This is a genomic window from Micromonospora sp. SYSU B005, assembly GCF_055362685.1.
Window position 1 is genome coordinate 65,042 of the sequence record NZ_JAXCFU010000016.1, and the last position, 18,272, is coordinate 83,313.

Annotated in this window: 20 protein-coding genes; 10 read left to right on the plus strand and 10 right to left on the minus strand. The window is 73.5% G+C overall.

What is annotated here, in order from left to right; translation table 11 throughout:
• Nucleotides 1–22: 22 nt before the first annotated feature.
• From SM452_RS26630 to eccCa, 7 genes are all read right to left on the minus strand, one after another.
• Complete coding sequence (locus tag SM452_RS26630; RefSeq protein ID WP_013283773.1) at nt 23–304, minus strand: WXG100 family type VII secretion target; 282 nt, start codon at nt 302–304, stop codon at nt 23–25.
• 28 nt (nt 305–332) lie between these two features.
• Nucleotides 333–641: a WXG100 family type VII secretion target gene (locus tag SM452_RS26635; protein ID WP_013283772.1), complete on the minus strand. Its 309-nt coding sequence runs from the start codon at nt 639–641 to the stop codon at nt 333–335.
• Nucleotides 642–856: 215 nt separating this feature from the next.
• Complete coding sequence (locus SM452_RS26640) at nt 857–1,126, minus strand: hypothetical protein (RefSeq protein ID WP_262015906.1); 270 nt, start codon at nt 1,124–1,126, stop codon at nt 857–859.
• Nucleotides 1,127–1,138: 12 nt separating this feature from the next.
• Complete coding sequence (locus SM452_RS26645; protein WP_262015905.1) at nt 1,139–1,867, minus strand: hypothetical protein; 729 nt, start codon at nt 1,865–1,867, stop codon at nt 1,139–1,141.
• A 31-nt stretch (nt 1,868–1,898) separates the two neighbouring features.
• Nucleotides 1,899–2,192: a hypothetical protein gene (locus SM452_RS26650; RefSeq protein WP_194798849.1), complete on the minus strand. Its 294-nt coding sequence runs from the start codon at nt 2,190–2,192 to the stop codon at nt 1,899–1,901.
• 16 nt (nt 2,193–2,208) lie between these two features.
• Entirely contained in the window at nt 2,209–2,619 is a 411-nt protein-coding gene (locus SM452_RS26655; protein WP_262015904.1) for a YbaB/EbfC family nucleoid-associated protein, read from the minus strand.
• Nucleotides 2,620–2,693: 74 nt separating this feature from the next.
• Nucleotides 2,694–6,659: a type VII secretion protein EccCa gene (gene eccCa, locus SM452_RS26660; RefSeq protein ID WP_357207434.1), complete on the minus strand. Its 3,966-nt coding sequence runs from the start codon at nt 6,657–6,659 to the stop codon at nt 2,694–2,696.
• Between the two features lie 168 nt (nt 6,660–6,827).
• Between eccCa and eccD the strand changes: the two genes are divergently transcribed.
• Nucleotides 6,828–8,225 carry a type VII secretion integral membrane protein EccD gene (eccD, locus tag SM452_RS26665; RefSeq protein WP_355510367.1) on the plus strand — a complete coding sequence of 466 codons (1,398 nt, stop codon included), beginning with the start codon at nt 6,828–6,830 and terminating at the stop codon, nt 8,223–8,225.
• Here eccD and SM452_RS26670 read toward each other — a convergent pair.
• Nucleotides 8,209–9,381, minus strand: coding sequence for a type VII secretion protein EccE (locus SM452_RS26670; RefSeq protein WP_135243009.1), 1,173 nt, complete (start codon nt 9,379–9,381; stop codon nt 8,209–8,211). The genes eccD and SM452_RS26670 overlap by 17 nt on opposite strands.
• A gap of 162 nt (nt 9,382–9,543) precedes the next feature.
• On the opposite strand from SM452_RS26670, the gene eccB reads away from it, so the two are divergent.
• From eccB to SM452_RS26710, 8 genes are all read left to right on the plus strand, one after another.
• On the plus strand, nt 9,544–11,013 hold the full coding sequence (eccB, locus tag SM452_RS26675) for a type VII secretion protein EccB (protein ID WP_262015901.1): 1,470 nt from the start codon (nt 9,544–9,546) through the stop codon (nt 11,011–11,013).
• Between the two features lie 116 nt (nt 11,014–11,129).
• Nucleotides 11,130–11,501: a hypothetical protein gene (locus SM452_RS26680; protein WP_013283763.1), complete on the plus strand. Its 372-nt coding sequence runs from the start codon at nt 11,130–11,132 to the stop codon at nt 11,499–11,501.
• Nucleotides 11,494–12,780 (plus strand): WXG100 family type VII secretion target, encoded by a 1,287-nt coding sequence (locus SM452_RS26685; protein ID WP_262015900.1) that lies wholly within the window; start codon nt 11,494–11,496, stop codon nt 12,778–12,780. Before SM452_RS26680 ends, SM452_RS26685 begins: the two co-directional genes overlap by 8 nt.
• Nucleotides 12,781–12,940: 160 nt before the next feature.
• Nucleotides 12,941–13,378 carry a hypothetical protein gene (locus SM452_RS26690; RefSeq protein WP_463840946.1) on the plus strand — a complete coding sequence of 146 codons (438 nt, stop codon included), beginning with the start codon at nt 12,941–12,943 and terminating at the stop codon, nt 13,376–13,378.
• 157 nt (nt 13,379–13,535) lie between these two features.
• Nucleotides 13,536–14,366, plus strand: coding sequence for a hypothetical protein (locus SM452_RS26695; RefSeq protein WP_463840947.1), 831 nt, complete (start codon nt 13,536–13,538; stop codon nt 14,364–14,366).
• 147 nt (nt 14,367–14,513) lie between these two features.
• Entirely contained in the window at nt 14,514–14,849 is a 336-nt protein-coding gene (locus SM452_RS26700; RefSeq protein WP_013283759.1) for a YkvA family protein, read from the plus strand.
• A gap of 30 nt (nt 14,850–14,879) precedes the next feature.
• Nucleotides 14,880–15,293, plus strand: a complete 414-nt coding sequence (locus SM452_RS26705; RefSeq protein ID WP_262015897.1) for a pyridoxamine 5'-phosphate oxidase family protein — start codon at nt 14,880–14,882, stop codon at nt 15,291–15,293.
• A gap of 146 nt (nt 15,294–15,439) precedes the next feature.
• Nucleotides 15,440–16,048, plus strand: a complete 609-nt coding sequence (locus SM452_RS26710; RefSeq protein WP_262015896.1) for a C39 family peptidase — start codon at nt 15,440–15,442, stop codon at nt 16,046–16,048.
• A 49-nt stretch (nt 16,049–16,097) separates the two neighbouring features.
• On the opposite strand, the gene SM452_RS26715 is transcribed toward SM452_RS26710, so the two are convergent.
• Nucleotides 16,098–16,280 carry an antitoxin gene (locus tag SM452_RS26715; protein WP_262015895.1) on the minus strand — a complete coding sequence of 61 codons (183 nt, stop codon included), beginning with the start codon at nt 16,278–16,280 and terminating at the stop codon, nt 16,098–16,100.
• A gap of 131 nt (nt 16,281–16,411) precedes the next feature.
• Between SM452_RS26715 and SM452_RS26720 the strand changes: the two genes are divergently transcribed.
• A complete protein-coding gene (locus SM452_RS26720; RefSeq protein WP_463840948.1) occupies nt 16,412–17,509 on the plus strand; it encodes an AI-2E family transporter in 1,098 nt (365 codons plus the stop codon).
• Between the two features lie 28 nt (nt 17,510–17,537).
• Here SM452_RS26720 and SM452_RS26725 read toward each other — a convergent pair whose 3' ends face one another.
• Nucleotides 17,538–18,191: a dienelactone hydrolase family protein gene (locus SM452_RS26725; RefSeq protein WP_355510383.1), complete on the minus strand. Its 654-nt coding sequence runs from the start codon at nt 18,189–18,191 to the stop codon at nt 17,538–17,540.
• Nucleotides 18,192–18,272 lie beyond the last annotated feature (81 nt).

The window sequence follows — 18,272 nt, forward strand, 5'->3', positions numbered from 1 at the left end:
GCCGCTGTGGACCGGTCGGGGGTCAGTTGCCCCAGACCTTGGAGTTGCTCATCTCCGTGGTCATGTAGTTCTCGCGCGCGATGCCCACCGCGCCACCGATCTCGTTCAGGACCTTGTTGATGTCCCGCACGGCGGCGTCCCACTGGGCCTGGTGCTGCTGGTAGGCGGCCCGGTCCTGGCCCTCCCACTCGAGCTTGGTCAGCATCGCCCGCAGCGTGTCCAGCTTCTCGTCGATGGTCCGCGAGATGGCCTGCATCTGCTGGTTGCTGCTCTCCAGAACAGCGTAATCAACCTTGATGCTCATCGGTTCCTCCTCTGCCTGTCTTCGCGGATCACGGGTTGAGCGCAGCGTGGAACTTGTCCAGCATCTGCTGCTGCTCTTCGTCGTTGACCTGGTGCGTGGTGCCCGACTTGTCGAGCAGGTCCGCGATGTTGTCCATCGCGGTCAGCAGCTTCGTCGTGTCCTCGTTCCAGCGAGTCATCAGGCTCTGGAAGCCCGTGGACGCCTGGCCCTTCCAGGCCATCGCCAGGTCGTCGACCACGTTCCACAGCTTCTTGAGCTCGCCGTCGACGTCGCTGCGCGTGGACCGCACGTCACTCGCGGCGGTGTGCAGAGTCGCTGCACTGACCTCGAACGCCATGCTTCACACCCTTCCGTCATCTTGTGGCGGCGGTTCCGCCGCGCCCTCCCCCGCGGCAAGGCGTACACACCCCACCGACGGACACTTCATCCGAACCGTAGCGGACGATGTCCAACCCGCGCAGCCCTGCTGACCCATCGTCGTATTCCGACATGCCACTGTCGACAGACGCGGAGCGCCACCCCTCCGTACCAGGTGGACGGTCGAGGGCGAGGTCAGGACCGATCGCGTGCGGATCTGACGATCGTCGACACGCCGAAGGCCAGCACCGCGACCAGCATCACCACCACGACCCACAGCACCGGCTTCTCGAACGCGCGCTGGAACGACAGCACCAGCAGCGCCGCGCAGGTGCTCAGCGCCACCACCTCGGCGGCCCGTCGCAGCCGCGCCGAGCGGTTCAGCCCGGCGAACAGCATCAGGACCACGAAGACCGGGATGGTCAGCAGGACGTACAGCAGCAGCGAGAAGAGCAGGGTGTCCACGCGTCGCTCCCGTCACCCGTAGAACTTGGAGTCCCGCACCCAGTCGATCTTGATGTCCTTGATGTCCGGGTCGGAGCCGGTCGGCGCCCAGCCGGGCCGGGAGTCCGCGCTGAACGTGAACCGGCTGTCGGTGTGGAAGGCGGCCATCAGCGCGTGCAGCAACGCGCTGATCTCGCCGAAGACCAGGACCAGGATGGCGGCGGTGGCGGCCAGGCCGGCGATGCCGATGGCCTGGGCCAGCGCGGTGGTCGCGGGGAAGAACTGGAGCGCGATCGAGGCGATCACCGCGACCAGGATCGGCATGAGCGCCTGGGCCAGGCCGGAGACCGCGTCGTTGTACGCGTCCCGGGCGGCGGTGAGCGTGTCCCGGTTGGCGGCGAACGCCTCGGCCAGCGAATTGATCTCCGCACCGAGCTTGCGCAGGAACAGGTCGAACGCGTCCCGGTCGTCGAAGTCCCACTCCGCCGCGTCCGGCGGGACCGCCGCCATCGCCGCGCCGAACTGGTCCGCGCCGAGCAGACGGGCCGCCTCGTCCCACTTCTTGATGGACTCGTTCACCTCCTGGTTGTCGAACGACTCCAGGTAGAGGATCGTGCCGATCAGCGCCGCCGAGGCCGCGATCCAGACCAGGTTGCCCTTGGCGATGGCCGCCGCCGAGCGGACCGGGGCCGTGGTCTGCGCGACCGACACCGAGCCGGTCACCGTCCCGGACGCGTTGGCGATGAGGATCTCCGGTGGCATCAGGCGTCCTTCCCGTGGCGGACCCGGCCGATCACTTGACCACCCAGGGCTGATCCGACTTCTCCCAGTTCTTCGCGCTCTGTTCGAGCTGCGCGGCGGCCCTGCGCAGATGCTCCACGCCGGTGCGGACGTTGTCCAGGTGCCCGTCCACCGCCGCGTTGTGCCGCTCCACCGCGCCGGTGCCGAACCAGCTCAGCGCACCGCCGGGCAGCTTCACCTCGGCCAGCAACGTCTCGACGTTGCGGAGGTATTGGATCGGGCCGTCCGGGGCGTCGAGCCGCTGCCCGGCCTTCCGGATCGCGTCGACGTCGACCGTGTTCGGCATCGTCGGCTCCTCTCGCTCAGCGCCGCAGGTTGCGGGTCGGGTCGGACAGGTCCACCCCGAACTGACGGAACCAGTCCTCCGGGGTGAGCGTGCCGTCCTGCGCCCGGCGGACCATCTCGGAGTCGCCGAGCATCTCGCCCAGCATCTCCCGCTGCCGCTCCTCGAAGGCGGCGTAGGCCGCGTCGATCGCCGCCTGCATCGCCTCGGCCAGGGAGAAGCTGTCCAGCCGCATCGCCCGCGGGTTGAGCTCGACGTCGCCGACCTTCATGTCGCCGTCGACTGTCACGCGCACCAGGCCGTCCGGGCTCTCCCCGGTCACCCGCAGCTCGGCGCGCTGCCGCTGGACCTCGGCCAGCCGGCGCTGCTGCTCCTGCGCCTGCCGCAGCAGACCCTCCACGGCGGCACCGAAACCCGACGGGCTGCTCACGGACGCGCCCCTTCCCACTCGCGGCTGTCGATCGGGCCGACGCTACCGGACGGGGCGGCCCGCCGTCCGTCCCGTCAGGCGGGTTCCGTCCACGCGGTCTGGATCAGCTGCTGGCCGTCGCGGCGGCGCACGAGCGTGCCCCGGCCCGGCGGCTGCGGGGTCGGCCGCAGGTTGCCGAACACCGCGCCCTCCTCCCTGCTGCCGGACATCAGCAGGCCCGGCGAGTCCAGCTCGCGCAGGCGTTGCAGCACCGGCTCGTACAGCGCCCGGGCCACACCGCCGACACGGCGCGTGATGATCAGGTGCAGGCCGATGTCCCGCGCCTGTGGCAGCAGCTCGTGCAGCGCGCTGAGCGGGTTGCTGCCACCGGAGGCGACCAGGTCGTAGTCGTCCACCAGGATGTACAGGTCCGGGCCCTTCCACCAGCTCCGGTCACGCAGCTGCGCGGTGGTCACGTCCGGGCCGGGCAGCCGGTTCTGCAACGCGCTGCGGATCGAGCCGAGGCCCTGGCTGAACACCTGGTTCGACGGCGCGTAGTCGAGCAGGTGGTCCCCCTCGACCGCACCCAGCAGACCACGCCGGTAGTCGGCGATGACCAGCCGCGCCTGGGCCGGGGTGTACCGCTCCGCGATCCCCCGGGCGATCAGCCGCAGCAGGTTCGTCTTGCCGCACTCGGCGTCGCCGAACACGGTCAGGTGCGGCTCGCCCGCCAGGTCCAGGTAGACCGGGGCGAGCGCCGACTCGTTGACGCCGATCGGGATGCCCGGCGCGGACCGGTCGACGACCTTCGCCAGCTCGGTGACCGCCAGCTTGCGCGGCAGCAGCCGGACCTTCGGCGCCGGCTGTCCCGGCCAGTTCGCCGCGACGTGACCGGCGAGCGCCACCGACGCCTCGGTCAGGTCCTCGATGTCGCGCTTGCCGTCGATCCGCGAGATCGCGGTCAGGAAGTGCAGCTTGTCCCGGGTCAGACCGCGGCCGGGCGCGCCCACCGGCACGTTCTGCGCGGCCCGCCTGTCGATCTCCGACTCCGACGGGTCACCGAGCCGCAACTCCAGCTTGGTGCCGAGCAGGTCCCGCATGTTGATCCGGATCTCCGCCCAGCGCACCGCCGTGATCACCACGTGGACACCGAAGCCGAGGCCCCGGTTCGCCAGGTTGGTGATCGTCTGCTCCAGCTCCTCGTACTCCTGGCGCAGCGTGTTCCAGCCGTCCACCACGAGGAAGACGTCACCGAACGGGTCGTCGGCGAACTCACCCGCCGCCCGGCGACGCCGGTAACTGGCCACCGAGTCGATGCCGTGCTGGGTGAACCGGTTCTCCCGCTCGTCGATCACGGCGACCACCTCGGCCACCGTCCGCCGGACCGCCTCGACGTCGCGCCGCCCCGCCACACCCGAGGTGTGCGGCAGCCCGTCCAGGCTGCGCAGCGCGCCGCCACCGAAGTCGAGACAGAAGAACTGCACCTCGCGCGGCGTATGGGTGAGCGCCAGCGAGGCCAGCATCGAGCGCAGCATGGTGCTCTTGCCGCTCAGCGACGCCCCGACGATCACCACGTTGCCGCCGGCCCCGGCCAGGTCGACCATCATCGGGTCGCGGCGCTGCTCGTACGGCCGGTCCACGATGCCGACCGGCACCGCGAGCCGGCCGCGGCCCGGCCAGTCGGCGGTGGTCAGGCCGTACGTCGGGTGCACGCTCAGCTTCGGCAGCAGCTCGGCCAGCCCGGACGGCTCGGCCAGCGGCGGCAGCCACACCTGGTGCGCCGGCTTGCCCCGGCCCTTGAGCTGGTCGATCAGCACGTCGAGCATCGCCACGGCCTTGCCGTCACCGCTCTGCTCCGGCTCCGGGGCGGCCTCCGCCGGGCTCGGCGCCGCCGGCACCGGCACGTAGTCGATGCCGTACGGGACGATCCGGCGCTGCACCTGCGCCCGGGTGGAGCGCTGCACCTGCCCGGGCGCCCGGTACGGGCCGGACACGTAGGCGGCGCGGAACCGCAGCATGGTCGCGGTGTCGGTCTTCAGGTAGCCGTGACCGGGCGCGCTGGGCAGCTCGTACGCGTCCGGCACGCCGAGCACGATCCGGCTCTCCACCGCCGAGAACGTGCGCAGACCGATCCGGTACGACAGGTGCGTGTCCAGGCCGCGCAGCTTGCCCTCCTCCAGCCGCTGCGAGGCGAGCAGCAGGTGCACGCCGAGCGACCGGCCGAGCCGGCCGATCATCACGAACAGGTCGATGAAGTCCGGCTTGGCCGCGAGCAGCTCGGAGAACTCGTCACAGATGATCAGCAGGCTGGGCATCGGCTCCAGCTGCTCACCGGCGGCCCGCGCCTTCTCGTAGTCGTACCGGGAGACGTAGTTGCCCGCCGCCCGCAGCACCTCCTGGCGGCGGTTCATCTCGCCGGCGAGCGCGTCCCGCATGCGGTCCACGAGCGGCAGCTCGTCGGACAGGTTGGTGATCACCGCGCTGGTGTGCGGCAACGCGTCCAGCGAGGCGAACGTGGCGCCGCCCTTGAAGTCGACGAGGACGAAGTTCAGCTCCTCCGACGAGTGCGTCACCGCGAGCGCCGCGACCACCGTCCGCAGCAGTTCGCTCTTGCCGGAACCGGTGGCGCCGATCACCAGGCCGTGCGGGCCCATGCCCTCGTGCGCGGACTCCTTGAAGTCCAGCTCCACCACGTTGCCGTCCGGGCCCAGGCCGAGCGGGATGCGCAGCCGGTCGCGGTTGCTGCGCGGACGCCAGGTCTGCCGGACGTCCACCGTGGCCGCGTCGCCGACCCCGAGCAGGTCGGGCAGCTCCATGCTGCGGGACAGCGGCTCCTCGGTGCTGGCACCCTGCTGCTGGGAGAGCCGGAACGGGGCGATCTGGCGGGCCAGCCCCTCGGCCGCGCTCAGGGACAGCCGGTCCGGCCGGCCGAGCCGCGACGTGGCGGTGCCGCGGACCAGGTCCAGACCGGTGCCGTCCCCGGCGTCCAGGCAGAGCAGCCAGCGCCCGGCGTCGCGCGGGACCGCGCCGGACAGGTCGAACACCGTCGTGCCGAGCAGACCCGGCCCGGTCAGCGCGCAGGTCGCCGAGACCTCGCCGCCGTCCAGCACCACCACCACGTGCGGCGCGGTCGTCAGCGGCTTCGCCTCCGGCGCGAACCGGGGCCGTCCGCCCAGGTCCTGGGCCAGCGCCGTCTCCGCCTCGTCCAGCGCGGCGAACACCATCCGGCGCGCGCCGGCCGCGTCCGTACGCCCCGGGTGCTGGGCGTGCGGCAGCCACTTCACCCAGTCCCAGGCGGCCTGCCGGTCCGGCGCGGCCACCACGACCACCAGGAGGTCCTCCGGGGCGTGGAACGTGACCAGCTGACCCAACGCGGCCCGGGCCAGGTCCAGCACCGGCTCCCGGTCGCCGCGCAACGCGATCCGGCTGAACGCGCGCAGCGACAGCGCGGTCGGCAGATCCGGCACGCTGGAGTGGGCCCGGACGAACCGGCGCAGCGCGATCGCGCTCATCGGCTCCAGGTCCTCCACCGGCTTGGTCTCCGGCGGCACGATCTCCACCGCCAGCCGCTGCGGGCCCAGCGCGATCCGCACCTCGCCGAAGTCGTCCTCGGTGATCCGCCGCTCCCAGAGCCGGCGCGAGGCGGCGATCGACCAGAGCGCGTCCGGCTCCGGGTGCCGCCAGGTCATCGCGGCGCGCTGCTGCTCGGCCGCCCGCCGGGTGCGCTTACGCATCTGCGCCAGGTAACGCATGTAGTCGCGCCGCTGGGCGTTCAGCTCGGCCTTGTCCTTGCCGCCGTTGCCGAGCGTGCCGATCGCCATGCCCAACATGGACACACCGAACAGGCCACCCGCGACGTACGTCATCATGCCGCCGCCCCGGCCGGCGTAGAGGAACGCCATCGCGCCCACGCCGCAGAGCATCGGCAGGATCATCAGCACCTGACCCATGCCCTTGGCCTGCGGCTCCGGCAGCTCGGGCGGGGATTCCAGCAGCACCTCGCCGCGCGGCAGCGCGGGCCCCGGTTGACGCGGAAGTCGGCGGAACACCACCGTACTCACGGCTCTCCCCTCCCCAGAAGCGGCCCTGATCGTGGTCTGCCACCGCCGGTGAGCGTCGGGTGGGCAACCTGTGCGACCGCCATCGTAGGTAATCTCCGTCAGGCGTCGTGGACCCGTGTGGCGACGCCGACGGCCCAGCGGATCGTATGCGAGCACGAGGAGGCCACTGTGGCGACGAAGACGGCGACCGGCGGACTGAGCCGGATCACCATCGTGGCGCCGCGTACCAGGATGGATCTGGCGCTGCCGTCCGACGTGCCGCTCGCCGACCTGCTCCCCACGCTGCTGCGGTACGCGGGCGAGGACCTGGCCGACGAGGGCGTACGGCACGGCGGCTGGGCCCTGTCCCGGCTCGGCGGTCAACCGCTCGACGGCGGCCGCACCGCCGCGCAGCTCGGTGTCCGCGACGGCGAGGTGCTCTACTTCAACCCGCGTGCCGCGACCGCGCCCGAGATCGTCTTCGACGACGTGGTGGACGCGGTCGCCACCTCCACCACCCAGCGGGCGGGCGCCTGGCAGGTGGGCACCACGCGGGCGTTCGCGGTCCTGCTGGCCGGCTCGGCGCTGGCCGCGGGCGCGGTCGCGACGCTGCTCACCGGCCCGCCGCAGCTACCCGGCGCGGCGGCCGCGTTCGTGGTCGCGGTGGCGCTGCTGGTCGGCGCCGCGGTGCTGTCCCGCGCGGCCGGCGACAGCCGCACCGGCGCGGTGCTGGCCCTGGTCGGGATCGGGTACGCGGGCGTCGGCGGCCTGCTGGTGCTCGCCGGTGAGCGGACACTCGGCGAGCTGGCCGGCCCGCACGTCCTGCTGGCCGGCACCGCGGTGGTGGTCTTCGGCGCGGTGGCCGCGCTGGCGGTCGGCGACCGCCTGCCGCTGTTCCTCGGCGCGGTCGGCGTGGGCGGCGCGGTCGGCCTCGGCGCGGTGCTCAGCCTGTCCTTCGACATCGGCGCGGCGGCCTCCGCGGCGGTGGTGGCGACTGTCGCGTTCGGCGCGCTGCCCGCGCTGCCGATGCTCGCCTACCGCCTGGCCCGGCTGCCGGTGCCGTCCATCCCCACCGGCCCGGACGACCTCAAGACCGACACCGAGTCGGTGGACGGGCCGTCGGTGCTGCGCAACAGCGAGCGCGCGGACGCGTTCCTCACCGGTCTGCTGTGGACCGTCTCGCTGCTGGTGCTCGGCGGCGAGGTGGTGCTGGCCGAGGACGGCCGGCTCCCGGCGGTCCTGCTCTGCCTGGTGCTGGCGCTGCTGTCGCTGCTGCGGGCCCGCCCGTTCCTCGGCCGCGCCCAGCGCACGCCGGTGCTGCTGGCCGGCACCGTCGGCCTCGGGCTGGTCGCCGCCGCCACCTTCGCCGCCGGCTCACTGGCGGTACGGCTCGGCCTGATCCTCGGCGGCCTGGCCGTGGTGGCCGTGATCAGCCTGGTCTACGGCCTGACCGTGGCCGGCAAGCGGATCTCCCCGGTCTGGGGCCGGACCCTGGACATCGTCGAGATCCTGCTGATCATCGCGCTGGTGCCGCTGGCCGTCTGGGTGTGCGGCGCGTACGGCTGGATCGTCAACCTTCGACCGTGACGGTCCCCATCGCGGTGCCGACCGGCGCGGTGGCGTAGACGCCCGGGCCGTGCTGGCCGTCCAGCGGGCGGGCCGGCACACCGGCGCGCCGGGCCATCTCCCGGACCGCCTTCACCAGCGCCTCGGCGTGCCCGTCCATGGCCGCCACCCGCAGCAGCGGCGGCACCCGCCGGCCGCCCGGGAGCACCACGGCGGCGACCGTGTGCGAGGGCGCGGAGGTGGAGGTGACCGCGTCCACGAGTGCGCCGAGCGAGCCGTTGGGGCGTACCCGCAGGGCCAGGCAGCGCTGCGTCCAGCCGCCTCCGCGCAGGCTGGTCCACGTCTCCACCGGGGACTCCGGGGCCAGGTCGAGGCCGGCGCCGGACACCACCGCCGCGTGCAGCTCGTTGCGGTCGAGCACCCGGTGACCGAGGCCGGCGGCGTTGAGCGCCTTGCCGAGCCGGCCCACCCCGGCCGCCACCGTGCGGTGCACGCCGCGCAGGCCGCCGCCCCGGCTCACCGCCTCGGCCCGCGCGTCGGACACCGACAGGCGCAGCGCCACCCACACGGTCCGGTACGCGGACGGCGGCGCGCCGGGTGCCGGGTACCAGACCAGGGTGTGCGAGACGACCTGGGTCTGGGTGACCGGGCCGGAGAAGTCGGCGAGCACCGCGAGCGCCCGGTCGACCACCGCCGCCTCGATCGAGCCGGCGGGCGCACCGGGACGGCCGGTCAGCGCCAGCGCGGCGAACCAGCCCCGGTCGTCCTGCCCGATCCCGAGCCGGGTGCCGCGCTCGGTCAGCTCCACCACCGTCAGCTCGGGGGCGAGCGCGGCGAGCCGCGGGTCGCCGCCCGGCGCCGCGCCCCGGGCCCGGTCGCGGCGCCGGCGCAGCCGGCGCCGGAGCATCAGGTCCTCGTACCACCAGCGGCCGCCCCGGCGTGCGAACGCCGCGGCCACCGCCAGCAGCGCCAGGACGCCGACCACCGCGAGCAGCCACGCCGGGCCGGCGGTGGCGAACCAGACGGCGAGCGCCGCGCACTCCACCACCACGAGCTGCCCGACCACGACCGGGCCGAGGCGTCCCCGGCGGCGCTTGTCGGCCGGGGTGACCGGCCGGTCCGGCGGTACGGCGGGAGCGGTGGCGGTACGACCGGGTGGCGCCTGGAGCTGCGTCATCGGTGTGCGTCCCTTCTGGACATCCTGGGCATCCGCCGGGCGGGTGCGGTCGTTCGGGCGGCGGACGGGGTCCGGCGCACCCCCGACGGCCCCTTATCGTAGGGAAGCCCGCGGCGCTGTTCGGACCTGTCGCCGCGGACCCACCCCCGCCGGAGGTTAGTCATGCGGACCCGCCGCGATCAGGTGCAGGCGTACCGCTTCGTCACCCGCCGCATCGTCTCGGCACTGCTCTCCGGTGATCCGGAGACGAACGACCTGCCGATGCGCCGCCTCGGCATGGCGGTGTTCGGCAGCGTCATCGCGGCCGCCGTGGTGCTCGGCGGCGTGGGCGCGTACGGGCAGCTCACCAGCAACTCGGCGCCGCTGGAGCCGAACACGCTGGTGATCGAGCGGGAGACCGGCGCGACGTACTACTTCGGCGAGGACCAGGTGCTGCGCCCGACGCTCAACTACGCCTCGGCGCGGCTGATCGTCAACGACGCGGCGGCGCAGCCGCGCACCATGTCGCAGGCGTCGATCAAGGACCGTCCACGCGGGCGGCTGGTCGGCATCGTGGGTGCCCCGGACGACCTGCCGGACCGCAAGTCCCTGGTCGGGCTGCCCTGGTCGGTGTGCGACGTACCGGATCCGAACGACCCGCAGCGCTCCACCACGCACCTGGTGATCGACCGCGCGCTGCCCGGTGGCACGGCGCTGACCGACCGGGCCGTGGTGGTGCGGACCAGCGACGCCCGTTACCTGCTCACCGGCGGTTCCCGGCTGCAGGTCGCCGGCGACGAGCAGGCGCTGGTGGCGTTGAAGATGGCCGGCGCGACGAACCTGACGGTCGGGCAGCAACTGCTGAACGCGGTGCCGGTCGGTCCGGTGCTGCGCAAGCCGGCGATCGCCGGGGACGGCAGCGCGAGCGGGCTGACGGTGGCCGACCGGCCGGCCCGGATCGGCCAGGTCTACCAGGCCGCCGGCCAGTACTACGTGCTCACCCGGCAGGGCCTGGCGACCGTCCGCGAGGTCACCGCGCTGCTGCTGCTCGGCAGCGGCGGCGAGGTGACGCAGATCACTCCGGACGAGGCGGGCCGGCTCCTCACCGACCAGCGGCTGGACGCGGACGGCCTGCCGGCCCGGCTGCCGACGCTGCACGAGGTCCGGCCGGGCCGCACCGTGCTGTGCGCCACCTACCGGCCCGGCCCGGCCGGTCAGCCGCCGACCACCACGTTGGAGGTCTTCGACTCCCCGCCGGCCGAGCTGACCTCGGCGACCGCGATGCCGGCCCGGCAGGGCGCCCGCGACGCGGTACGCACCGCCGAGAACGTGCTGCTACCAGGCGGCAAGGGCGTGCTGGTGCAGGCCACGGCCGGGGAGAGCGGCAAGGCGGCGGCCGGTTCGACCGTCTACCTGATCACCGCCCAGGGCATCCGCTATCCGCTCGGCACCGCCGGGGGCGACGCCAGGAGCGCGCTCGGGTACGGCGACGTGACGCCACTGGCCGTACCGGCCTCGCTGCTGGCGCTGGTGCCGACCGGCCCGACGCTGTCCCGCGAGGATGCGATGACCTACTTCGATGCGTCGGCACCCCCGGGGGCCACCGCGACACCCTCGGCCGGGGGCGCGGCGGCGCAGGTCCAGGGCGGTTGAACAGCCGCCGGCCGATCCGAAGTGGAGGAACCCCGTCACGGGTCGCCCGGGTTGGCCCGCTTCGACTAACCTGAGTACGGCGAACGGTTATCGACGATGACTACGGGGATGCAGCCATGACGGGGCGCACGACGGTAGACGTACTGTCCTTGGAGGACTTCCACCAGCGGCTCGAGCGGCGCCTGCACGAGGCGGAGTCCGTGTTGCGCAAGCTCAACACCCAGATGCAGTGCCGCCCGCCGGCGCTCGGCACGTTCACCGACGCGACCGACAACGCACGTCGCTACTCCGAGACGCACCAGAGCTACGTCAACCACGTCGACCGGCTGCGCCGGGCGATCCTGGCCGCCCGCGAGGCGACCCACAAGATCATGACGAACTACAAGACCGCCGAGGCCCGCAACGCCGCCGCCGCGGCCGACATCGCCGCCGCCCTCTCCGGGCTCAACGAGGCGATGAAGCAGCCGAAGGAGGACCCGCGTGTCTGAGTACACCCGGCGCTACGAGCACGTCAGCCACGAGGAGCTCTACCAGGGCGTCAACGCCGGCGACCCGAAGCAGATCGAGGCGCTCAGCGCCCAGTGGACCTCCCTGAAGGGCACGCTCGACGACCTCGGCCGCGACCTGACCGCCGACCTGGAGGCGCTGGCGAAGACCTGGACCGGCGACGCGGCGCGGGAGTTCCACCGCCGGCTGGACATGGTCGTGCGCTACTCCGGCAACCTGTCCGAGGGCATGACCGGCATCCGGCAGGGCCTGGACATGATGTCCAGCGAGCTGCGGGCCGCGCAGTCGAAGGCGGAGAGCCCGGAGAAGACCGACGACAACGACAAGCTGCTCTCCGGCGCCGGCAAGGGCTTCCTGATCGGCGGTGCCCCGGGCGCGGTGATCGGCGGGATCGTCGGCCACCAGCAGGACAAGGCCGAGCAGGAGAAGGCGCACCAGCGGATGGTGCAGGTCGTGGCGAAGCTCGCCGAGGGCTACGACTTCTCGGCGTACGGCCGCATCGTCGTGCCGGACCCGCCGGAGACCGAACTGCCCGGCCACACGAGCAACGGCGACCCGACGCTGCAGAACGGCCCGTCGGTGAAGACGCCGTCGTCCGGCCCGAGCCTGGGCAGCTTCGGCCCGGGTGCCAACGCCACCGCCACCACGTCGGGCGTGCACCACACGGCCCCGACCGGCGGTACGCCGGGCGAGGGCACGCCCGGTGCGGGCACTCCGGGCGGCCAGCCCGGCGCCGGCGCTCCGGGCTCGGTGCCGACCAGCGGCACCGTCGACCCGGGCGGTACCTCGCTGGCCGGTGCCGCGCCGCTGACCAGCACCGTCGGCGGTCCGACGATCGGCGGCGGCCCGGGCTTCGGTCCCGGCGGCGCCGGCCCGACGACGATGAGCGCCGGCGGACCGGGTGGCGGCCTCTACGGCGCCCCCGGTGTGCTGAGCACCGGCTCGCTCGCGGGCACCGGCACCAACGCGGCCTCCTCGGCCCGCTTCGGCGGCATGTCCGGCGCGGAGAACCGCTCGGCGGCCGGCACCGGCCGGCTCACCTCCGGCCGTGGTCTGGTGGTCGACGCCGGGAGCAAGCCCGCCGAGCGCACCGGCGGCGCCACCGGGCGGCCCGCGATGGCCGGCCGCAGCGGCGTGCTGGGCGGGCGCGGCGGCCACGGCGACGACGAGTCCGACGGCCGGCTGACCTGGCTCACCGAGGACGAGATGGTCTGGAGCGACGGCGACGCCGCCCCGCCGCCAGTGCTCGGCGGCAACTGAGCCCGGGCTTCACGAGACGGCGCGGCACCCCGAAAGGGGCGCCGCGCCGTTCCGCGTCGGGCCTGCGTGAATGTCCGTCCACACCGACCCGTGGGGTGGCTCACGTAACCCGCAAGATCCTTGAGCTGCGGGATCGTCCGTCGACCGATAGGTTGAACAGGTGCTGCCCGTAGCGTTCGCCCCGTCCACCTGGACGGCGACGCTGCGCCGGATCGCCCGCACGGCTGTGGCCGGCCTGGCGATCATCGCCGGCCTCCAGGGCATCGCCGCCGCACCCACTCACGCCGCCGCGGCCTCGCACGCAACCGTCGCCTCGCACACCGTCGCGACCGAGCACGTCGCAGCGATCGAGCACATGGCGGCGATCGAGCACGTGGCGGCGCGGCAGGCGGTCACGACCGGCGCCGCGCGTTCCGCCGGCCTCACGGCGGCCGACGCGACGACCGCTGCCCCGCGGACCACCGGCCCCGGCACCGGCCCGGCCGCCACGGAAGCCCTCTCCGCCGACTCCGCCGGGCGCGTCCCCGGCGTCGAGGTCGTCGCCGCCGCCGACCCCGGCCGGGCGGACATCGCCCGTCGCGGTCCGCCGCGCGCCTGACCGGGCGCCCCTTCCGGTACGCCCCGGCGCGGCCCACCGGCCGCACGCCTCGCGCCCCGCTGCGCGTCCCGTCGCGTCCGAGTCACGACGCGCACCCGCCCGGATGCCCGGGCCACGACCGTTTATCGTCCTTCCGTTCCACCACGAGGTGCTGGTGATGCAGACCGTCTTCTCCGCCGTCCTGCCCGACATGCCCGCGGCCGCCGTGATCTGGCTGGTCCTGCTCGCCGTGGCCGCGACAGTGGTCACCGCGCTGATCGTCCGCCCGTCCCGGTTCCGCTCGGAACTGGTCGACCGGATCAGCGACGCCGCCCGGCCGAGCAGCATCGATCGGGCCGAGCGTGCCCGCGTACGGGACCAGGAGCAGATCCGCTACGCCGACGAGGTGGCGGTGGCCGCGTCCCGTGCCACGGCGACCGCCGAGCGGAGCCGATCCGAGTGGCTGACCGCCCAGGAGGAGGCCGAGGCCGCCTGGCAGGCGTACCAGGCGGCCGAGGAGGACGTCCGGCGCCTGAGCGCCGCCGCGGCGCTGCCGCTGCCCCGGACCGCCAAGACCCCGGCCGAGTACGCCGACCGGGAGCGCTGGCTGCACCGGGCCGCGATGGACGCCCAGTGGCGTAACGAGATCACGGTGCGGCAGCTCAGCGACATCCTCGGCGGCAACGGCTGGGACCCGAGCCGGCACCCGGTGGAGCAGGAACTGCTGCTGCGCCGGCTGGTCCGGGACAACATGGCGGCCCGGCACCGGGCCGCGATGCAGCGGGAGCAGGCCGCCTGGCACGCGGCCGAGCTGGCCGCGGCGGCGGCGCAGAGCCTGCGTGACGAGGCGTTCGCGGCCCTGCACCCGGTCGCCGAGCCGCAGACGGAACTCTCCATCGTCGGGTTCGCCGGACCCGAGGCCACCCGGGAACTGCCGACCGTAGCGGGCGTGGGGACCACTCGCGAGCCGACCCCGGTGGCCCGGGGCCGGGCGGCGGTCGTGGCCTGAGAGCACCGTGGCCCGGGCTCCCAGATGGATTACTTCCGAGCACTATGACTGAGAGGCATAAACATGCCTCTCAGTCATACGCGTTCCGTCAGAGTCGTCTGTCGTCGGCACCGCGCGGCCCGGGCCCGGCTCGGCTAGCGTGGTGGCGTGTCCCGTGAAGCCTGGGTGCTGGTCGTCCTCGCCGCCGTCCTCGCGGCGGCCATGCTGGCCGGGGCGGTACTGCTCGCCATCCGGGTGGTCCGCACCCGCCGGATGCTCGGCGCGCTCGGCGCCGGCGGCAAGGTCGCGTTCTACGGCGCGCTGATCTACACGATCCTGCCGGTGGACCTGCTGCCCGATCCGATCTACCTGGACGACATGGGCGTGCTGGCCGGCGCGCTGTTCTACCTGGGCCGGCTGGTCGCCAAGCACCGCGCCGAGCAGCGGGCCGCCGGGGAGTCCCCGGTGGCGACGTTGCCGCCCGGCGCGGCACCCCGCCGCTGAGACGTCACCGGCACGGAACAAGGAGACGACATGGCGGCACGGCATCGGCTGGATCCGAGCGACGAGCGGGTGGCCCGCTTCTTCGCGGATCGGCACCTCGCCACGCTCACCACACCGCGTGCCGACGGCACTCCGCACGTCGTACCCGTGGGGGTGACCTTCGATCCCGCAGCCCGGCTGGCCCGGGTGATCACCTCAGCCGGGTCGGCCAAGGCCCGGCACGTCGCGGCGGCCGGGCCGGACGGCGTCCCGGTCGCGGTGTGCCAGGTCGACGGCCGCTGGTGGCTGACGGTGGAGGGGCGGGCGGTGCTGCGCCGCGACCCGGAGTCGGTGGCCGAGGCCGAGCGCCGGTACGCCGAGCGGTATCGCACGCCGCGCCCGAATCCGGAACGGGTGGTCATCGAGATCGCGGTGACCGGGCTCCTGGGAAGCCTCCCCGACTGAGGCGTCTGTCCGGTTCCGCGGTGGCCCCGGTCACGGCCGGAAATGGGCCGCAGCGGCAGGGCGGTTGAACTCTCCGTACGCCGAGCGCCACTCCTGGTGCCGCGTCTCCCGCACGGAGCCGTCGACCCCCGAATGGAGCCTCGACCATGAACCCGATCATCCGTAAGTGTGTGCTGTCCGTCGCCGGCCTGGCCGCGGCCGGCGGTGCCGTGGCCGGTCCGGCCGCCGCCCACGCCGCCCCGGTCAAGGGCAAGGGTGACCGCGCCGCCGACTACGAGTACCAGGCACAGCCGAACTACTTCTACTGCGGTCCCGCCTCGACCCGGATCGCCCTGTCGGCCGAGGGCAGGGACGTGAGCCAGGACGAGCTGGCGACGAAGCTCGGCACCACCGAGAACGGCACCGACTCGGCCATCGACATCACCCGCGTGCTCAACGAGTACACGGGTGGCAAGTACAAGACCACCGAGATCCGCGACGACGTGGCCACCCGGGACCAGGTCGAGCGTCTGCGCGCGGACATCCGTACGGCTGTGGACGACGACCGCCCGGTGGTGGCGAACATCCTGGGCGGCGCCCGGGACATCGACGGGGTGGAGCACAGCTACCCCGGCCACTACGTGACCGTCGTGCGGTACGAGGGCGACGGCGACCGGGTGCTGATCGCCGACCCGGCCCGGCCGGACGAGCCCACGTACTGGATGGACGTGACCGAGCTGGCCAACTGGATCGCCGGACGCGGCTACAGCTCCTGACCCGCACGGGCCGGTCCCCTTCTGGGGGCCGGCCCGCCGCCGGGGTACGTCAGCGGCCGGTGTCGCCTTCGCCGGTGCGCTGCTGCGCCATGTCGACGCCCTTGTCGATCTGCGCGTCGTACTTGCCGCCGGTGCGCTTGTCCGCCGCGTCACCGGCCTTCTCGATGCCCTGGTCGACCTGCCTGTCGTGCTTGTCGGCGAGGTCCTTGGCCTTGTCCATGAAGTCGCTCATGCCCGAATCTCCCTTCGATACGGTGAATGCCTTCCCGGAGGCCGGGGGCACAAACACCGGGTGGGCGGTTACGTCCCTGGTGTCGGATCGGCCCGCGTCGGGTACCAACGGCCCGGATCGAGGAGGGCGACGTGGACGACGACGCTGGCATAACCGGGCGGGCACCGACCGCCGGACCGCGACAGACCTGGGCGGGACTTCCCTGGCCGGTACGGACGGCGGTCACCTGGAGCGCCTGCCTGCTGGTGGTGACCGCCGGGCTGTGGCTGCTCGGGCAGATCGCCGTACTGCTCGCGCCGCTGGCGGTGGCGCTGGCCGGCACGCTCTTCCTCGCCGCGCTGCTCGACCCGATCCTGGTACGCCTGCGCCGGCTGCGGGTACCGGCCGGGCTCGCCGCGCTGCTGAGCATCCTGCTGCTGCTCGGCATCCTGGGCGGTGCCGGCGTCCTGGTCTGGAACCTCACCGCGAGCCAGTTCAGCGAGTTGAGCCAGCAACTCGACGAGGGTTTGCAGCGCACCCGGGACTTCGTCACGTCCAGCCTGCCGGTCACCGACCAGCAGCTCGACCGGCTCGTCGAGCAGATCCGGCAGGGCCTGAGCAGCGGCGCGCCCGACCCGGTCGCCGGTGCGCGCAAGGTCGCCGAGGTCGCGGGCGCGGTGCTGCTCGCCCTGGTGCTGCTGTTCTTCCTGCTCAAGGACGGCCGCTCGATGTGGCGCTGGGTGCTGCGCCGGCTCGCCGGCCCGCGCCGGGAACTGACCGCCGAGGCGGGACGGGCCGGCTGGCGGACGCTCGGCGCGTACAGCCGGGGCACGATGATCATCGCGGCCATCGACGCCATCGGCATCGGGCTGGCCCTGGTCGTGCTGCGTGTCCCGCTGGCCCTCCCGCTCGCCCTGATCACGTTCCTCGGCGGGTTCGTACCGATCATCGGCGCCACGGTGGCCGGTGCGGTGGCGGTGCTCGTCGCGCTCGCCGCGAACGGTCCGACCACCGCGCTGCTGACGCTGGCCGCCGTGATCGCCGTCCAGCAGATCGAGGGCAACCTGCTGGAACCACTGGTGATGCGGCGGCAGGTGCAGCTGCACCCGGCGGTCATCCTGGTGGTGGTCACCGCCGGCACGCTGGTGGCCGGGGTCGCCGGGGCGTTCGTGTCGGTGCCGATCGCGGCGGTGCTGTGGCGGGTGCTGGACACCGTGCAGCGGCACCGCGCCGCCGAGGCAGCGGGCTGAGCCACCGGAGCGCTGACGGGTACGGCGGTCAGGCGGGGTGCGGCTGGCGCAGGTGCGTGGTGAACCACGTACCGGCCTGGTCGGCCACCTGCTCCAGCGTGCCGGGCTCCTCGAACAGGTGCGTGGCGCCGGGCACGATCCGCAGCTCGGCGACCTCGCCCAGCGCGTCCCGGGCCTGCTCGTTGAGCACGATCACCTGCTCGTCCAGGCCGCCGACGAGCAGCAGCGTCGGTGCGCGTACCGCAGTCAGTGAGCTGCCGGCCAGGTCGGGCCGGCCGCCCCGGGAGACTACAGCGCCCACCCGGTCCGGCCGGGCCGCGGCGGCGACCAGCGCGGCGGCGGCGCCGGTGCTGGCGCCGAACAGCCCGACCGGGAGCCGCCCCAGCTCCGGGTCAGCACCCATCCAGTCGACGATCCCGGCCAGGCGCTCGGCCAGCATGCCGATGTCGAAGCGCAGTTCGGCGGTGACCTCGTCCCTGACCTCCTCGTCGGCGGTCAGCAGGTCGACGAGCATCGTGGCGAGCCCGCGCTCGTTGAGCGCGTGCCCGACGGCCATGTTGCGCGGGCTGTGCCGCGAGCTGCCGCTCCCGTGCGCGAACAGCACCACCCCCCGCGCCTCGGCAGGCACCACCACGTCCCCCACGAGCCCGCCGTCCACCACAGGCACCGAAACCTCACGCATAACCTCACCGCCCCTCCCGCTCTCCCCCACGCATACCCCCCACCCCGACGATCATGAAGTTGACGCCCCAGAAAGCGCTCC